General features: G+C 44.8%; 10 protein-coding genes. 9 read left to right on the top strand and 1 reads right to left on the bottom strand.

The features are described from left to right. Positions 1-906 (top strand): sugar phosphate isomerase/epimerase family protein, encoded by a 906-nt coding sequence (locus ACO06Y_RS03550; protein WP_422082453.1) that lies wholly within the window; start codon positions 1-3, stop codon positions 904-906. 14 nt (positions 907-920) lie between these two features. Continuing rightward, entirely contained in the window at positions 921-1,928 is a 1,008-nt protein-coding gene (gene iolG, locus ACO06Y_RS03545; protein WP_422082452.1) for an inositol 2-dehydrogenase, read from the top strand. Between the two features lie 115 nt (positions 1,929-2,043). Here the strand turns inward: iolG and ACO06Y_RS03540 are convergent, their stop codons facing one another. Beyond that, positions 2,044-3,990 (bottom strand): metallophosphoesterase family protein, encoded by a 1,947-nt coding sequence (locus tag ACO06Y_RS03540; protein ID WP_422082451.1) that lies wholly within the window; start codon positions 3,988-3,990, stop codon positions 2,044-2,046. Between the two features lie 294 nt (positions 3,991-4,284). Between ACO06Y_RS03540 and ACO06Y_RS03535 the strand changes: the two genes are divergently transcribed. The 7 genes from ACO06Y_RS03535 to araA all read left to right on the top strand — a co-directional run bounded on the left by ACO06Y_RS03535 (position 4,285) and on the right by araA (position 15,718). Continuing rightward, a complete protein-coding gene (locus ACO06Y_RS03535; RefSeq protein ID WP_422082450.1) occupies positions 4,285-5,946 on the top strand; it encodes an L-lactate permease in 1,662 nt (553 codons plus the stop codon). Between the two features lie 17 nt (positions 5,947-5,963). Continuing rightward, positions 5,964-8,834 carry an FAD-binding and (Fe-S)-binding domain-containing protein gene (locus ACO06Y_RS03530; protein WP_422082449.1) on the top strand — a complete coding sequence of 957 codons (2,871 nt, stop codon included), beginning with the start codon at positions 5,964-5,966 and terminating at the stop codon, positions 8,832-8,834. Positions 8,835-8,885: 51 nt separating this feature from the next. Continuing rightward, positions 8,886-10,004 (top strand): pyridoxal-phosphate-dependent aminotransferase family protein, encoded by a 1,119-nt coding sequence (locus tag ACO06Y_RS03525; RefSeq protein ID WP_422082448.1) that lies wholly within the window; start codon positions 8,886-8,888, stop codon positions 10,002-10,004. Between the two features lie 164 nt (positions 10,005-10,168). After that, on the top strand, positions 10,169-11,860 hold the full coding sequence (locus tag ACO06Y_RS03520) for a ribulokinase (protein ID WP_422082447.1): 1,692 nt from the start codon (positions 10,169-10,171) through the stop codon (positions 11,858-11,860). Continuing rightward, complete coding sequence (locus ACO06Y_RS03515) at positions 11,853-12,557, top strand: L-ribulose-5-phosphate 4-epimerase (protein ID WP_422082446.1); 705 nt, start codon at positions 11,853-11,855, stop codon at positions 12,555-12,557. Before ACO06Y_RS03520 ends, ACO06Y_RS03515 begins: the two co-directional genes overlap by 8 nt. A 28-nt stretch (positions 12,558-12,585) precedes the next feature. Beyond that, the gene (locus tag ACO06Y_RS03510; RefSeq protein WP_422082445.1) at positions 12,586-14,211 is read left to right on the top strand and encodes a sodium:solute symporter; all 1,626 of its coding nucleotides are present in this window, start codon (positions 12,586-12,588) and stop codon (positions 14,209-14,211) included. 16 nt (positions 14,212-14,227) lie between these two features. Next, positions 14,228-15,718 carry an L-arabinose isomerase gene (gene araA / locus ACO06Y_RS03505; protein WP_422082444.1) on the top strand — a complete coding sequence of 497 codons (1,491 nt, stop codon included), beginning with the start codon at positions 14,228-14,230 and terminating at the stop codon, positions 15,716-15,718. Positions 15,719-16,159 lie beyond the last annotated feature (441 nt).

Raw genomic sequence — 16,159 nt, 5'->3', positions numbered from 1 at the left:
ATGATTAAAATAGCAAATGCCCCTTGCTCATGGGGTGCCCTGGAATTTGACCTAGAGGAAAAATCCGAAGAAATCGGATTTGAACAGGTTTTGGACGAGATAAAGGAGACGGGCTATATTGGTACGGAACTTGGTGATTGGGGATATATGCCTACAGATCCAAATCTCTTGCGCCAGGAAATCGAGAAGAGAGGGTTGGAGTTGTTGGGAGCCTTTGTTCCAGTAGCCTTGGCTGATAGCGAAACCCATGAAGCAGGGGTCGATACCGCATTAAAAGTGGCCCAGTTGATGTATAGGGCAGGGTATACGAATGCGTTTATTGTTTTGGCCGATGATAATGGAACCGTCCTGGATCGGACACAATACGCAGGCAGGATAACCCCGGAAATGGGACTTTCCGAAGAACAATGGCAAGTATATGCGGCAGGTGCCGAAAAAGTGGCCAAAGCGGTGAAGGAAAAGTATGGACTCCGCACCGTTTTTCATCATCATTGTGCAGGATACGTGGAAACCCCACAGGAGGTAGATACCCTTATGGCCTTGACAGATCCTGTGTTATTGGGACTCTGTTTGGATATGGGACATTATGCCTTTGGCGGAGGGAATCCTACAGATGCCATAACGAAGTATTCCGACAGAATATGGCACGTTCATTTTAAGGACTATGATCCAGAAGCCGCTCGGCTATCCCGCCAAGAAAACGGGGATTATTTTGATGCCCTAAAAAAAGGAGTGTTCTGCGAGCTGGGAAAGGGAACGGTAGATTTCAAAGCGGTAGTTAAACTTTTAAACGAGCAAGATTACAGGGATTGGATCGTTGTTGAACAGGACATACTTCCGGGTATGGGAGAACCTAAAAAATGTGCACAGGCCAATAGGGATTACATAAAAACATTGGGATTGTAATTAATTGAAAACAGATGACAAAACTAAAATTAGCCATAGCAGGATTGGGAAGAATTGGAAAAATCCATTTGGACAATCTGCTTCAAACATCGGATGTGGAGGTCGTAGCGGCCACAGATCCCGATAAGGAGTCTTTGCAATATGCAAGGGATAAAGGCGTACCTTATACCACCGATACTTTTGAGGAAATGTTGGGAGGCACCCAAATCGATGCCGTTTTGATTTGTTCCCCTACCGATACGCATGCGGATTATGTGGAGCTATCGGCAAAATTGGGAAAGCATATTTTCTGCGAAAAGCCATTGGATTTGTCGTTGGCCAGGGTTTCGGAGGTATTGAAGACCGTTGAGGAGTCTGAGGTAAAACTTATGTTGGGTTTTAATCGTAGGTTCGATAAGGAATTCAGGAAAGTTCGGGAGTTGGTGAAAAACGAGGCCGTGGGAATTCCCCATTTGGTCAAGATTACCAGTCGTGATCCCGGTGCTCCGCCGGTAAGCTATATTGAAAAATCAGGAGGATTGTTTCTGGATATGACCATTCATGATTTTGATATGGCCCGCTTTGTAGTGGACAAGGAAGTAGAGGAAGTATATGCCAAAGGAGCCGTTTTGATCGATCCGGCCATCGGGGATGCGGGGGATATCGATACTGCCGTAGTCACACTAACCTATTCGGACGGTACCATGGCCATCATAGATAATAGCAGGGAAGCATCTTATGGCTACGATCAAAGGGTAGAGGTCTTTGGATCAAAGGGCATGGTACAATCCAACAACAATTTTCACGATTCACATAAATTGTACAACAATCAAGGCATACATGCGGCCCTACCCCTACATTTTTTCCTGGAACGCTATCAGGAGGCCTACAAAACAGAAATGAAGGATTTCATCAAGGGACTTGCAAACGGGACTATGATGCCCGTTGATGGGAACGATGGTCTGCAATCCCTAAAAATTGGACTTGCCGCTATAAAGTCCATTCAGGAAAACAGACCCGTAAAAATATCGGAAATCGGATAATTCCCACTTAGGTTTTGGCTGTCCATCGTGTATTGTTGAATAGGTTGGGATTAGGCCCTTTCTAATTTTGGAAGTCTAACCGTTACGGTTCGGTATCTTGTTCCGTAAATCGGATTTAATCTGTCGCTTTATTGTTCAACGGTATTACTTTCCCGGTATTGAGATGTATTTGAAAATGATCGGAGGGCTCCCCTTCCATAAATTTTTGAAACATTTTTAGCAACTCGATTAGGTTGCTCCGCATCAGGTCATTACCTAAAATTAGATTTTCCTGTTTTACGAACGATTCGATAATAAGCTGGTATTGATCCAGCCGTTCTTGGCCAATATCGTTGAAGGCCAATTCGTCGGCGCTTCTAAGTCGATAGAGGTCGAATACCAGGTCGGATCCCGACCAATCTTCGAACCGATTAAAATCCAGATTTGCCTTTTTGGCACTCTCCCGAGCTTCTATCCAGTAATCCAAAGTCGGATTCTCCTTGATTTTATTCAGCGACTCTTCAAGAGGTTCCGAAATGTTCGCTTGCGAGAGCACCAGCAATTCCTTACCGGAAATAGGTAAAAGAAAGGAAGCAAATTCAGTTGGCCATTCAGATTTTAGGAAACGTAATCGAACGAGTTCCCTTAAATGCCATGTCATGAACTCATGATAGTTCTTTGATGTCAAAACTTGCTTGTTCCAAGTATTTTGGTCATCTATACTTCTCAAAAATGTGTGCTCCTGTTCGTATAAGTTGAAAAATTCATCAAGCCTAGGAACGGAATCCAGGGTTATCGTCTCCACCTCCATAACCGCTTTTTCCCTTATGGTAAGCAATTTATAGGCCGGCTTATAGGCCGCCAAGGAAGGTACTTGAACGTTCACTAACGTATTTCCCTTTTCCGTGGTGGTGATTCCCGTATCGTTTATATGTATATGGCCTCCAAAGTGGAGTTTTAGGCCGGCATCGGCAAATACTTCCGCTACTTTGTTATCGGGAACCCGCCTCAATTGCATTTGGCTGCCGATTAATAAATTATCAATTTCAGCGGTAGCACCATTTGTAAAATCGACCATGGGATAGTGGCTAAAGGCAATGAGTATTTTGCCCTGTTTTTCTGCACTTTTCACTACTTTGCCCACCCAGTCTACGAGGTATTTTTTGGTTTCCAAAAGGTTGTCATGACCCAATCCGGTATTGGGATACTCCTTTGGGGCCACTACATTCCTCGTACTTTCTTTTTTGAGATAGGTATTCGCATCAAGGGCGAGTAACCAGATTCCTTCGATGGGCTCTACTAGATAACTGGTGTCCGGCAAGGGAATATCATTTGAAGGAAGTATGCTACTCCTATTTTTTAGGGAAGCCTGTTCCTTGGCCTTCTCAAAATTGTAAGTATCGTAGGTATAATCGGAAAATGGGGATTCCCAATACACATGGTCTTCTTTGGGGAAAAACCCAAAATCGGATAGGAGGTTTGTACATTCGTAATACCCCAAATTTTGAATGTCACTTGAGACTATTACTGGGTGTTCTTTGATGGTATCGGCTACGTACATCTGCTCGTGGGACATAATGGGTTGCCGCTTGCCACCTTCCCCAAGGAAATCCATTTTTCCATCTTTACGGTTAAACGGCCGTACAACATCATGGTTGCCATGGATCAAGTAGAATGACAGTCCATGGTCTTTGGAATAGTCTTCCAAAATCCGTTTTAGTCCACGCAGATGGATAGGCTGCCCGTCATCTGAGAAATCCCCTGGTAACAATACATAGTCTACATTTCTTTTAACTATATCTTCAAGAGCGGCCAAAAATGCGAAGTAATTTTCATTAAAAATTCGGGTAGACCTCAATTGACTTCCCATTGTCCTAATAAGCACATAATCCCCATTTTTGGGGTTCTTTATACCACGGTATTCACTATCCTGAAGTTCTCCATAAACGTCCTGAAGGTGCGCATCCGCAATTACGGCAATCCGTATTTCTTTGGGATGCAGACTTTTTTTTGGGGCGCAGGAAATCCCGATTATCAGGATAATGGAAAAGAGCGGATATTTTATGTTTCTCGGGAAGTCCATGCTGTAGTGGAATAAGTGTTCAATCTTAACAATCCAACATAAAAATAGGGGTTATGGAAAGGATAACAGTACCAATCTTATGCAAAGGTTTGCACATGAAATGGATCGTTAACCACAATACTTGAGTTGATAGTATTCGTCATCAGGAGTAGGTGTCCAGGACATTCGGGTTTTCTTTATTTTATATTTAAGCATCTATGAAGAATCTTAAGGACTTTCCCGATTAAAACCTATTTGTATTATTTTTAAACAAATCGCAAAGGTTTAAATTGTAGAACAAAAACTAAGTTGGACATGTCATCATCGTTATTGGCATTTCTGGCGGTCGTTCCTATTCTTACGGCCGCTATACTTTTGGTAGGATTAAGAATGCCGGCAAAAAGGGCCATGCCCATTTCGTTTTTGGTCACGATTGGTATCGCTTTTTTGGTCTGGGATATAGCTATCATCGATATCATGGCCTCCACGATTCAAGGGCTGTTCATCACTTTCGATATTTTGTACATTGTTTTTGGGGCCATCGTACTTTTAAATCTGCTCAAGTATTCAAGGGCGTTAAGTGTAATTCGAGAGGGTTTTGCCGATATCTCCAAAGACCGCAGGGTACAGGTGGTCATCATTGTATGGCTCTTCGGTTCCTTTATTGAAGGAGCGGCCGGTTTTGGCACCCCGGCTGCAATTGTAGCACCCTTATTGGTAGGTTTGGGCTTTCCGGCCTTTTGTGCGGTTATGTTGGGGATGATGGTACAGAGTACCGCGGTATCCTTTGGAGCCGTAGGAACCCCTATATTGGTTGGTGTAAGTGGAGGTATCCAAAGCCCTGAATTTGATGCGGAACTGGCCACAACCGGTCTAGAACTTTCCGATTATATACAACAGGTTACCTCCGAAGTGGTGCTCCTTCATGGCATAGCTGGAACACTTATGCCAACGCTTATGGTCTGTATGATGACCCGTTTTTTTGGTAAGAACAGATCTTGGAAGGAAGGATTACAGATACTGCCCTTCACTTTTTTTGGTGGACTTGCCTTTACGATTCCCTATGTTCTTACCGGTATTTTTTTAGGACCTGAGTTTCCTTCTTTGTTAGGGGCATTGGTCGCTATTCCTATTGTAGTGATTGCGGCAAAACGAGGTTTTTTGATTCCAAAAAAAGTATGGGACTTTGATACCGAGGAGAACTGGCCTTCCATTTGGTTCGGTACTTTAAAGGTAAAATTGAAGGATGACAACGGCACGAAAAAGATATCACTGGCCAAGGCATGGATGCCCTATCTTTCGATGGCGGCCTTACTGGTATTGTCTAGACTTCCACAGCTACCCTTTAAAGGCTGGCTTGGCAATATAAAGTTAGTATGGCCCGAAATTTTAGGCACCTCCATCTCGGCGTCCAGTAGCCCGTTCTATTTGCCCGGTACAATTCTGCTGATAGCGGGAACGATTACTATAGGGTTACATAATATGAAATGGGACAAGGTTCGGATTGCTTTTAAGGACAGTGCAAAAATGTTATTGGGGGCCGGTTTTGTATTGATTTTTACGGTACCCATGGTTCGTATCTATATTAACTCGGGAGCAAACCCTACCGGTATTCCCGGTATGCCCATTACGATGGCGGAATGGGTTGCGGATACCGTTGGCCAGATTTATCCTATGTTCGCCCCTACCATTGGTGCATTGGGAGCCTTTATTGCAGGCAGCAATACCGTAAGCAACCTTATGTTCGGACTGTTCCAGTTTGGGGTAGCGGCAAAATTGGTAATGCCTTCTTTTGTAGTATTGGCACTGCAAGCCGTCGGTGCCGCTGCGGGCAATATGATCGCGATTCACAATGTGGTAGCGGCCTCGGCCACTGTGGGCTTTCTTGGAAAGGAAGGCATGGTTTTGCGTAGGACCATTGTACCTACCCTATATTATTTATTGGTAGTTGGTCTCTTGGGACTTATCTTTATTTGATAAACGGCACTATTAGGATGAAGGCTATTTTTGATAGTTTGGACAAATCGTTAAAGGGAGAAGTTTTAACGGACGAATACTCTTTGGGCATGTACGCCACTGACGCCAGTATCTATCAGATAAAACCCCTGGCAGTAGCCTTACCAAGGGATGCCGAAGATGTAAAAAACGCCGTTTCCGTGGCACAAAAAAATAAGATTAGCATACTTCCCAGGGGAGCTGGAACCAGCTTGGCCGGACAGACCGTAGGCAAATCCATGATTTTGGACTTTTCCAAATATATGAACGCGTTGTTGGAAATAAACGAGTCGGAAAAATGGGTACGGGTACAACCGGGTATGGTAAGGGATAACCTCAATGCGGAGTTGAAGCCCTACGGATTGCATTTTGCACCGGATCCCGCAACGGGAAGTAGGGCAAATGTAGGGGGAATGGTCGGCAACAATTCCTCGGGGACCAAAAGTATCTTGTATGGTAAGACCGTGGATCACATTCTGGAAGCTACGGTATTGCTCACGGACGGTACTACGCTACAATTAAACAACTGCTCCCCGGAAGAATATCATAAAAAAGCAGCGCAAAATAATCGGGAGGGAGAGATCTATACCGCTTTCAAAAAATTGGTGGATACCCATGCTACGGAAATCAAGGAACGTTTTCCCAAGGTAATGCGGAGAGTGGGAGGGTACAACTTGGATGAATTCGTGTATTCCGACCAATGGAACCTAAGCAAATTGATATGTGGTAGTGAAGGTACCTTGGCCACTACTTTGGAACTTAAGCTCAATCTTGTAGACCTGCCCAAATATAAATCGGTCTGCGTGGTTCATTTTGCGGAAATTTTGGAAGCCATATCCGCGGTGGAACCCATGCTACCCTTTAGCCCTTCCGCCATTGAGATATTGGATAAAACGGTTATTGGCCTTAGTAGGGAGAACCTCACTACAAAACACCATTGCCACTTTTTGGAAGGAAACCCGGAAGCCATATTAATAGTGGAATTCTACGGCGATACCCTTAATGATGTGCTGGAGAGGCCTCGGCAAATGATTTCACGATTAAAGGCGAATGGATTTGGTTATGCCTACCCGGTTTTTCCGGAAGGCGAAGCCTACGAAGATGTTTGGGTCATCCGTAAGAAAGGTTTGGGATTGATGTTGGGGCTAAAGGGAAACAAAAAGCCCTTGGCATTTATCGAGGATGCCGGAATACCATCCCAACACTTGCCCGAATACATAGATCAGGTTTTGAAAATATGTGAAAAGCATGGAACCCAGGCGGCCATGTATGCGCATGCCAGTGTTGGGGTAATCCATGTACGTCCCATATTGGATCTTCGATTGGAAGAGGATATCCAAAGGCTAAAAGCGATTACCGAAGATACCTTTGAACTGGTAATGAAATACAAGGGGTCTTGGAGCGGGGAACATGGAGATGGCTTGGTAAGGAGCGCATATAACAAACGTTTTTTCGGTGAAACCCTATATGGAGCCTTTTTAGAAATCAAAAAGCTATTCGACCCGGATAACTTGATGAATCCAGGCAAGATTGTTGAGGCACAGACCATAGAACACAATTTGCGGTATGGAACTACCTATCAAGACCAAGCCGTAAAGACAGAGTATCAATACCAGGATGAGGGAGGTTTTGAGGCTTCGGTACATATGTGTACCGGGGTTGGGGAATGCCGAAAAATAATCGGTGGAACCATGTGCCCCAGTTTCAAGGCCACAAGGGACGAAGAGCATTCGACAAGGGGAAGGGCCAATGCGCTGCGTTTGGCAATGTCCAATCAATTTGGAGAGGAAGGTCTGGCCAGCCAACGTCTCCATGAGGTCATGGACCTTTGCCTTTCTTGTAAGGCCTGTAAATCCGAATGTCCCAGCAATGTGGATATGGCGAAGATGAAAAGCGATAGCTTGCAAATGTATTATGATGAACATGGCATTACGCTTAGGGATAAACTAATACGGGACTCGGCAAAAGCCGCAGCTAATATTTCCGGATGGAAGGCCAATATGGTCAACCCCCTTCAAAAAACAATGCTGTTCCGGTCGATTTTGGAACGTACCGCAAAATTTGATAAGCGAAGAAAACTACCTGGTTTTGCCAAACAACCCTTTTACAAATGGTTCGCGACACAAGCCCACAAAACAAATAAGGGCGACAAAAAAGTGGTGCTTTTTGCGGATACCTATTTGAACTATCATGAACCCCAAGTGGGGATTTCTGCACTTCAGCTTTTGAATTCCTGTGGTTATGAGGTCATTTTAGCCCATGTGGGTTGTTGCCAGCGACCGAAAATCTCCCATGGGTTTTTACGGGATGCCAAAAGAGAGGCTGCACAAACCATAGACGGATTAAAAAAATTCTTGGACAAGGGATTAAAGGTGGTGGTCTGCGAGCCCAGTTGTGCCTCCGCTCTAAACGATGACCTGCCAGATATGATTGCCGATACGGAGATGGCGGAACAATTGAAAAATGGGGTGATGATGATTGATGTATTCTTGCGCAATGAACTGGAAAAGGGCCATTTGAATGTACGTTTTGAACCCATATCCGAGGCCCTGGCCATCCATGGGCATTGCCATCAAAAAGCATTGTATGGCACCAATGCCATGAAGACATTGATAAAGGATTCAGCAAAGGAGATTCGGGAAATACCATCAGGTTGTTGTGGTATGGCCGGTTCCTTCGGCTACGAGAAAGAGCATTATACCCTTTCCCAAAAAATTGGAAATGAAATTCTGTTTCCAGCGATAAATGAGCTACACAAGAATCACGAAATTGTGGCTTGCGGATTCAGTTGTCGTCATCAAATAGAACATTTTACAGAGGCAAGGCCCAAACATTTTGTTGAGGCTATACGGGCCGTAAAAATTAATTGAATATATTTCGGAACATGTTATAATCATCCGTAGAAAACGAAAACTATCACAATGGGAAGAATCGATGAAATGAGAACAAGTACAAGGGTATTAATGGGTCCTGGGCCAAGTGATGTACATCCAAGGGTGTTGAAGGCCATGGCCACACCATTGTTAGGACATCTTGATCCCGAGTTTTTGGAAGTGATGGACGACATTAAGGTCATGACACAGGAGACTCTGCAAACCAAAAATCCGTTGACCTTTGTAGTCTCCGCTCCCGGAAGTGCCGGTATGGAAACCTGCCTGGTCAATCTATTAGAGCCAGGCGACGAGGCGGTAATTTGCATACATGGGGTTTTCGGAAACCGAATGGCCGATATAGCAGAACGATGTGGGGCGAAGGTCATTAAGGTAGAGGCGGCCTGGGGAAGCCCAATACAAATAGAGGATGTGAGGACTGCCCTGGAGAGCTGTAGCCCAAAGTTGTTGGCCATAGTACATGCCGAAACCTCAACAGGGGTATTGCAGCCTTTGGAGGAAATAAGCAGGTTGACCAAGAAAGCAGGAGCATTGTTCGTAGTGGATGCGGTGACCTCGTACTGTGGCGCAGAATTGAAAGTGGACGAATGGGGCATCGACGCCCTATACTCCGGAAGCCAAAAATGCCTCAGTGCCCCTCCTGGATTATCCCCGGTTACCTTTAGTCAAGCAGCTATAGATGTATTGGATAATCGAAAGACCAAAGTACAAAGCTGGTTTTTGGATTTGTCCTTGGTGAAGAATTACTGGGCCGGGGCCAAAAGGGCCTACCATCATACTGCACCTATATCTTCCATGTATGCCATGCGGGAAGCCTTGCGGATCGTTCTTGAGGAAGGTTTGGAAAACCGTTTTGCACGTCACCAGAAGAATCATGAACTCCTTCGAGATGGACTGGAAAGTATGGGGTTTGAATTTCTGGTAGAAGAGCAGTACCGCCTACCCATGTTGAACGCTGTGCGTATTCCCGATGGGATAGATGATTCCACGGTAAGAAGCCGACTGTTGGAAGAATACGATATTGAGATAGGGGGAGGTCTTGGCCCCTTTGCAGGGAAAATATGGCGCATAGGCCTAATGGGCGAAAGCTCAGATGCCAATCACGTAAATATGTTGTTGGCCGCATTAAGGAATATCACGTCCAAATAGGAACTTGATTTATTTTCAGTCACCTATTCGATTTGGGCTATTTCAGGAATCAATATAGTAAGACAAGAAAGTTTAAAACTAATAAGGGACAATCTCGGTCAGGGCCCAATTGGACCAACGATAAATATATTGAAGCCAAGAGGTTTGGCATATAAAACTGTAGAATGGCAAAAACCACGTATTGTTTGGGATTGGATTTCGGATCGGATTCGGTTCGGGCATTGTTGGTCAATACTTCCACCGGTGAAGAAATCGCTACATCCGTTCATCATTATAAGCGTTGGGGAGCGGGAAAGTACTGTGACCCCTCAAAAAACCAGTTTAGGCAGCATCCACAGGATTATATAGAGGGTATTGAACAAAGTATTACCGAAATCGTAAAAGAGGTTGGGGAGGAAGTGGCCCAAAACATTGTGGGCGTAGGGGTGGACACTACCGGATCAACCCCGGTGGCAGTGGATGCCAAAGGAACACCGCTGGCCCTTCTCGATGAATTTCGGGAGAATCCCAATGCCATGTTTGTGCTTTGGAAAGATCATACCGCTATCCAGGAAGCCGACGAAATCAATGCCTTATGCAAAAAATGGGATATTGACTATTCCCAATATGAAGGCGGTATTTATTCTTCGGAGTGGTTTTGGTCAAAAATCCTACATATCTCAAGACAGGATAAAAGTGTTCACAAAGCAGCCTTTTCGTGGGTAGAACATTGCGATTGGATACCTTTTTTATTGACCGGGGGAACCGATGTCAACGAAATGAAACGTAGCCGTTGTGCCGCTGGGCATAAAGCGCTATGGCACAAGACCTTTGGCGGTTTGCCCCCCAATACATTCTTTGCGGCCCTAGACCCTTTGTTGGACGGATTACGGGACCGGCTCTATACAAAGACCTACACTTCTGAAATTCCGGTGGGAACTTTGAGTCCCGAATGGGCGGAACGACTGGGTCTACCGGAATCGGTTGTTGTATCCGTTGGCGCTTTCGATGCCCACATGGGTGCTGTAGGCGCAAGGACGGAACCCTATTTTTTGACCAAGATCATGGGTACCTCTACCTGTGATATTTTGGTAGCCCCTTTGGAGGGGGAGGAAAAATTGGTCAAAGGTATCTGTGGACAGGTAAATGGCTCAGTGATTCCCAATATGTTGGGGCTGGAGGCGGGTCAATCTGCCTTTGGGGACATTTATGCCTGGTATGAAAAGCTTCTGGGCTGGCCCATTGAAGAGCTTATCGGAAACTCAAACGTAATCGATGCTGTAACAAAGGAAAGATTGATAAAGGAAGCTTTGAAAGATCTTATCCCAAAATTGAGCCATGCCGCATCAAAAGAACCTATTGGTGCTTCGGGGGAACTGGCACTGGATTGGATGAACGGAAGACGTACCCCGGATGCCAATCAAAATTTAAAAGGGGTCATTTCGGGCATCAATTTGGGGAGTACGTCGCCCAAAGTATTTCGGGCATTGGTCGAGGCTACCTGCTTTGGGGCCAAAAAGATTGTAGACCGTTTTCTTTCAGAGGGTATTCCGATTAAAGGCGTTGTGGCTTTAGGGGGCGTGGCCAAAAAATCCCCTTTTATCATGCAGATGATGGCCGATGTTCTGGATATGCCCATTAAAGTAGTAGCTTCCGAACAGGCATGTGCCTTAGGGGCTTCCATATTCGGAGCCGTTGCTGCCGGGATTTATGAGTATGTGCCCCAAGCAATGCAAAAAATGGGAAGTCCGTTCGAGACCGTGTATAAACCTGATACCGATCGAACAAAGGAGTATACGGCTATCTATAGAAAATACAATAATTTATGCGAAACCATGGAAAGGCATATAATGGAGCAAGTTAAAAGAAATGAGTAACTATAGAACACTAAAAGAAGAGGCCTACCAGGCCAATATGCAGCTTCCGGAACTGGGATTGGTGCTTTTTACCTTTGGCAATGCAAGTGCCGTAGACCGAAAAAAGCAGGTATTCGCCATTAAACCCAGCGGTGTTCCCTATACCGATTTAAAGGTGGATGATATGGTTATCTGTGATTTTGATGCCAAGATAGTAGAAGGCAAATTGCGCCCTTCTTCCGATACCAAAACACATGCCGTACTCTACAAGGAATGGGATACAATAGGAGGCATAGTCCATACGCACTCTACGTATGGAACCGCCTGGGCGCAATCATTATTGGATATCCCTATTTTTGGCACAACCCATGCGGATCACCTGATCTGTGATGTCCCATGCACGGTACCTATGAAGGACGAGTACATACAAGGGGATTATGAGCATATGACGGGATTTCAAATAGTGGATTGCCTTAAAGAACGGGGTTTGGATTACAATGAGATGGAAATGATCTTGGTTGGAAGCCATGCCCCTTTTAGCTGGGGAGCTACGGCTGCCAAAGCGGTGTATAATAGTGCGGTGTGTGAGGAGATTGCCAAAATGGCCTATTTGACCTTACAGATAAATCCCGATGCAGGGTCATTAAAGGAAACTTTGAAAAAAAAGCACTTTGAACGTAAACATGGAAAGAATTCCTATTACGGACAGGGACATTGAATACTGAACAACCAACTAAAACTAACTTATGAAAGGATTGGATACATTGGACTGGGTAGTCATTGTCGGCTATTTTATTGTCCTGTTAGGGGTGGCCTGGTGGGTCATTATGCAGAAGCAAAAGGACACCGAGGATTATTTTTTGGCCGGCCGGAACATCGGCTGGTTCGTGGTAGGGGCCTCCATTTTCGCCTCCAACATTGGTTCCGAGCATGTGGTGGGCCTGGCCGGTAACGGGGCAGGGGATAAAATGCCTTTGTTGATTTACGAATTGCACGCCTGGCTGGTATTGATGCTGGGTTGGGTTTTTCTTCCTTTCTATGCCCGTAGCGGAGTATTCACTATGCCCGAATTTTTGGAAAAACGGTTCGACGCGCGCTCCAGATGGGTGCTGTCCGTAGTGTCCTTGATCGCCTACATTTTGACCAAGGTTTCCGTTACCATCTACGCAGGTGGGGTCGTGGTTTCCGCTCTATTGGGGATTCCTTTCTGGATAGGAGCCGTGGCCACTGTGGTGCTCACAGGTCTTTATACGGTTTTAGGCGGAATGCGTGCCGTGGTATATACAGAGACCATCCAGGCTATTGTACTGGTATTGGGTGCCGGGATTTTGACTTTTTTGGGATTGGATGCCGTGGGCGGATGGGGCGAATTGAAGGAGACCGTTGGTGCCGATTATTTCAATATGTGGCGACCTAATTCCGATCCCGATTACCCGTGGTTGCCCCTTTTCATAACCAGTACCGTAGTAGGAATTTGGTATTGGTGTACCGATCAGGTCATAGTACAACGCGTATTGACGGCAAAGAATATCAAGGAAGGTCGTAGAGGTAGCATTTTTGGTGCCCTCTTAAAGCTGATGCCCGTATTCCTTTTCCTAATCCCGGGTGTAATCGCCTTGGGGTTAAAAATGCAGGGGAAATTGGATTGGGATAGTCCGGATCAAGCCTTTCCGGTCTTAATGAGTAATCTAATGCCTTCTGGATTGCGAGGTCTGGTAGCCGCCGGATTGTTGGCCGCCCTTATGAGTTCCTTGGCTTCCGTCTTTAATTCCTGTTCCACCTTGTTTACCCTGGACATCTATAAAAAACTGAAGCCCGAGAAGCCCGAGGAGGAATTGGTAAGAACAGGTCGTATCGCCACTTTCTTTGTAGTTGGATTGGGATTGTTATGGATTCCAATTATCACCACGCTGTCCGATGGGTTGTATGAATATCTTCAAAATGTACAGGCCTATATTTCACCACCAATTGCTGCGGTATTCCTACTGGGAATCTTTTACAAACGTATCAATGCCAATGGGGCCATAGCTACGCTCATCGGAGGGTTCATCATCGGGTTTTCAAAATTGACTTTGGAAATCCTAAAATCGAGTTTTACGGAAGGAAGCTTTCTTTTTACCCTTGCGGATATCAATTGGCTGGTGTTCGGGGCGTATTTCTTTGCCATGTGCATCGCCATAGCCATTGGTGTAAGTATGTTCTATCCTGCACCATCCCAAAAACAATTGGCCGGACTGACCTTTGGTACGGTAACGGACACGCAAAAGGCGGAGAACAAAAACAGTTACACCATTTGGGATATCATCGCGTCCGTGGGTGTGGTATTGATCGTTATCTACATTATGGTTTCCTTCAGCACACTGAGTCTTTAACATTGAATAATTCGGGATGATAGATTTAAGTAAAAATGAAGTTTGGTTCGTTACGGGAAGTCAACACCTTTATGGTTTGGAAACGTTGCGACAAGTAGCCCTGCATTCAGAGGAAATGGCCAAAAGTTTTGATGCGGATGGCAAAGTTCCAGTGACTATAGTCTTCAAACCCGTCGTGAAGACTACGGAGGAAATAAGAAGATTATGTAAGGAGGCCAACAATGCCGATGGTTGTGTAGGCCTGATCCTTTGGATGCATACGTTTTCCCCGGCCAAAATGTGGATAGCCGGCCTTAAGGCACTCCAAAAACCATTTTTGCATTTGCATACCCAATATAACAGGGATATCCCTTGGAATTCCATAGATATGGACTTCATGAATTTAAACCAATCCGCACATGGCGGTCGTGAATTTGGCTTTCTTGCGTCGCGGATGCGATTGCGGAGAAAAGTAATTGTGGGGCATTGGCAGGATCATAGGATAGTGCAAAAGGTAGCTGATTGGTGCCGGGTGGCCAGTGCAGTGGCCGATTCAAAAAAAATGAAGATTGCCCGTTTTGGGGATAACATGCGCCAAGTGGCAGTAACCGAAGGGAACAAGGTCTCCGCACAGATTACATTTGGATATGAGGTAAACGGATATGGTGTTGGCAATTTGGTGCAATACATCAATGCAATTCCCGAAAAACAAATCGATATTTTGATTCAAGAATATGAAAGCACTTATGTTCTGGCAAATTCGATAAAGCCCCATGGTGGTATGCGATCTTCCTTAAGGGATGCCGCACAAATAGAATTGGGGATGCGATTTTTTTTGGAGGAGGGTGGATTTCATGCATTTACCAATACTTTTGAGGACTTGCATGGGATGAAACAGCTGCCGGGCATTGCTACACAACGCTTAATGGCAGAAGGCTACGGATTTGGGGCGGAAGGAGATTGGAAAACGGCAGCTTTGGTAAGGACTATGAAAGTAATGGGAGCAGGCTTGGATGGCGGTAATAGTTTTATGGAAGACTATACCTATCATTTTGATCCTGACAATAAGGCCTGCTTGGGGTCGCATATGTTGGAAATCTGTCCATCTATTGCAAAAGGTGATATCTCATGTGAGGTACACCCATTGGGAATCGGGGGAAAGGAAGATCCTGTTAGGCTTGTATTCAATGCCGGAGAAGGACATGCCCTTAATGCTTCGATTATGGATATGGGGAATCGGTTTCGGATGTTGGTCAATGAAGTGGAAGCCTTGGATGTTAAAAATGATATGCCGAAACTTCCTGTAGCCCGGGTATTGTGGAATCCCAAACCGGATCTGCAGACTGCCGCTGCAGCATGGATCTATGCGGGAGGTGCCCATCACACCTGTTATAGTCAAAACATAACTGCGGAGTCCTTGGAGGATTTTGCTGAGCTCATGGACACCGAATTTCTTCTGATCAACGAGAAAACGGATCTATATCGATTTAAGCAAGAGCTGAGGTGGAACGACGCCACCTTTACGTAACCTACGATAAGTGCATCCAATTTGGGATAACTACTTGTAATCACCCGTTTACCTCCAATTTCATTCAAATTAGGTTTGGAAGCAATTTCTAAAACACCACTGGGAAAATGCTTTGGCTCAACCCATGGAGTGCATTTGCATATACCTAGGTATTAAAATGCAATAATATGAATATGGTATGATGTAAAATAATGGGAATTTTTCTCACCTTGGAAATAACCTAAAACATGAAATCATTTCTCAAAATAGGATATATATAAAAAAATAAATCCAATTTAGCGGATATTTTAATAAATAGGATCTGTAATTTTATGATTCGCAATTGACAAAATACAAGAAATCCAAAAACACTTTTTACTTTAATTTTAAAAATCAGGAGAATTCAATTCTGGAATGCCTTTTGGCCCCTCGGAATGAATAGGTTTTAATTAACTCAACAAC

Origin of the sequence: Ulvibacterium sp., assembly GCF_965228935.1 — a bacterium.
Classification (GTDB): Bacteria; Bacteroidota; Bacteroidia; order Flavobacteriales; family Flavobacteriaceae; genus Ulvibacterium.
The sequence above is the reverse complement of the archived record's forward strand: the minus strand, read 5'-3'. Positions and strand labels throughout refer to the sequence as shown.

What these genes read in the sequence shown, in the direction of transcription:
- ACO06Y_RS03525 (WP_422082448.1), top strand. Translation starts at nt 8,886, where the DNA reads ATGGGAAGAATCGATGAAATGAGAACAAGTACAAGGGTATTAATGGGT.
- iolG (WP_422082452.1), top strand. Translation starts at nt 921, where the DNA reads ATGACAAAACTAAAATTAGCCATAGCAGGATTGGGAAGAATTGGAAAA.
- araA (WP_422082444.1), top strand. Translation starts at nt 14,228, where the DNA reads ATGATAGATTTAAGTAAAAATGAAGTTTGGTTCGTTACGGGAAGTCAA.
- ACO06Y_RS03520 (WP_422082447.1), top strand. Translation starts at nt 10,169, where the DNA reads ATGGCAAAAACCACGTATTGTTTGGGATTGGATTTCGGATCGGATTCG.
- ACO06Y_RS03550 (WP_422082453.1), top strand. Translation starts at nt 1, where the DNA reads ATGATTAAAATAGCAAATGCCCCTTGCTCATGGGGTGCCCTGGAATTT.
- ACO06Y_RS03530 (WP_422082449.1), top strand. Translation starts at nt 5,964, where the DNA reads ATGAAGGCTATTTTTGATAGTTTGGACAAATCGTTAAAGGGAGAAGTT.
- ACO06Y_RS03540 (WP_422082451.1), bottom strand. Translation starts at nt 3,990, where the DNA reads ATGGACTTCCCGAGAAACATAAAATATCCGCTCTTTTCCATTATCCTG.
- ACO06Y_RS03535 (WP_422082450.1), top strand. Translation starts at nt 4,285, where the DNA reads ATGTCATCATCGTTATTGGCATTTCTGGCGGTCGTTCCTATTCTTACG.
- ACO06Y_RS03510 (WP_422082445.1), top strand. Translation starts at nt 12,586, where the DNA reads ATGAAAGGATTGGATACATTGGACTGGGTAGTCATTGTCGGCTATTTT.
- ACO06Y_RS03515 (WP_422082446.1), top strand. Translation starts at nt 11,853, where the DNA reads ATGAGTAACTATAGAACACTAAAAGAAGAGGCCTACCAGGCCAATATG.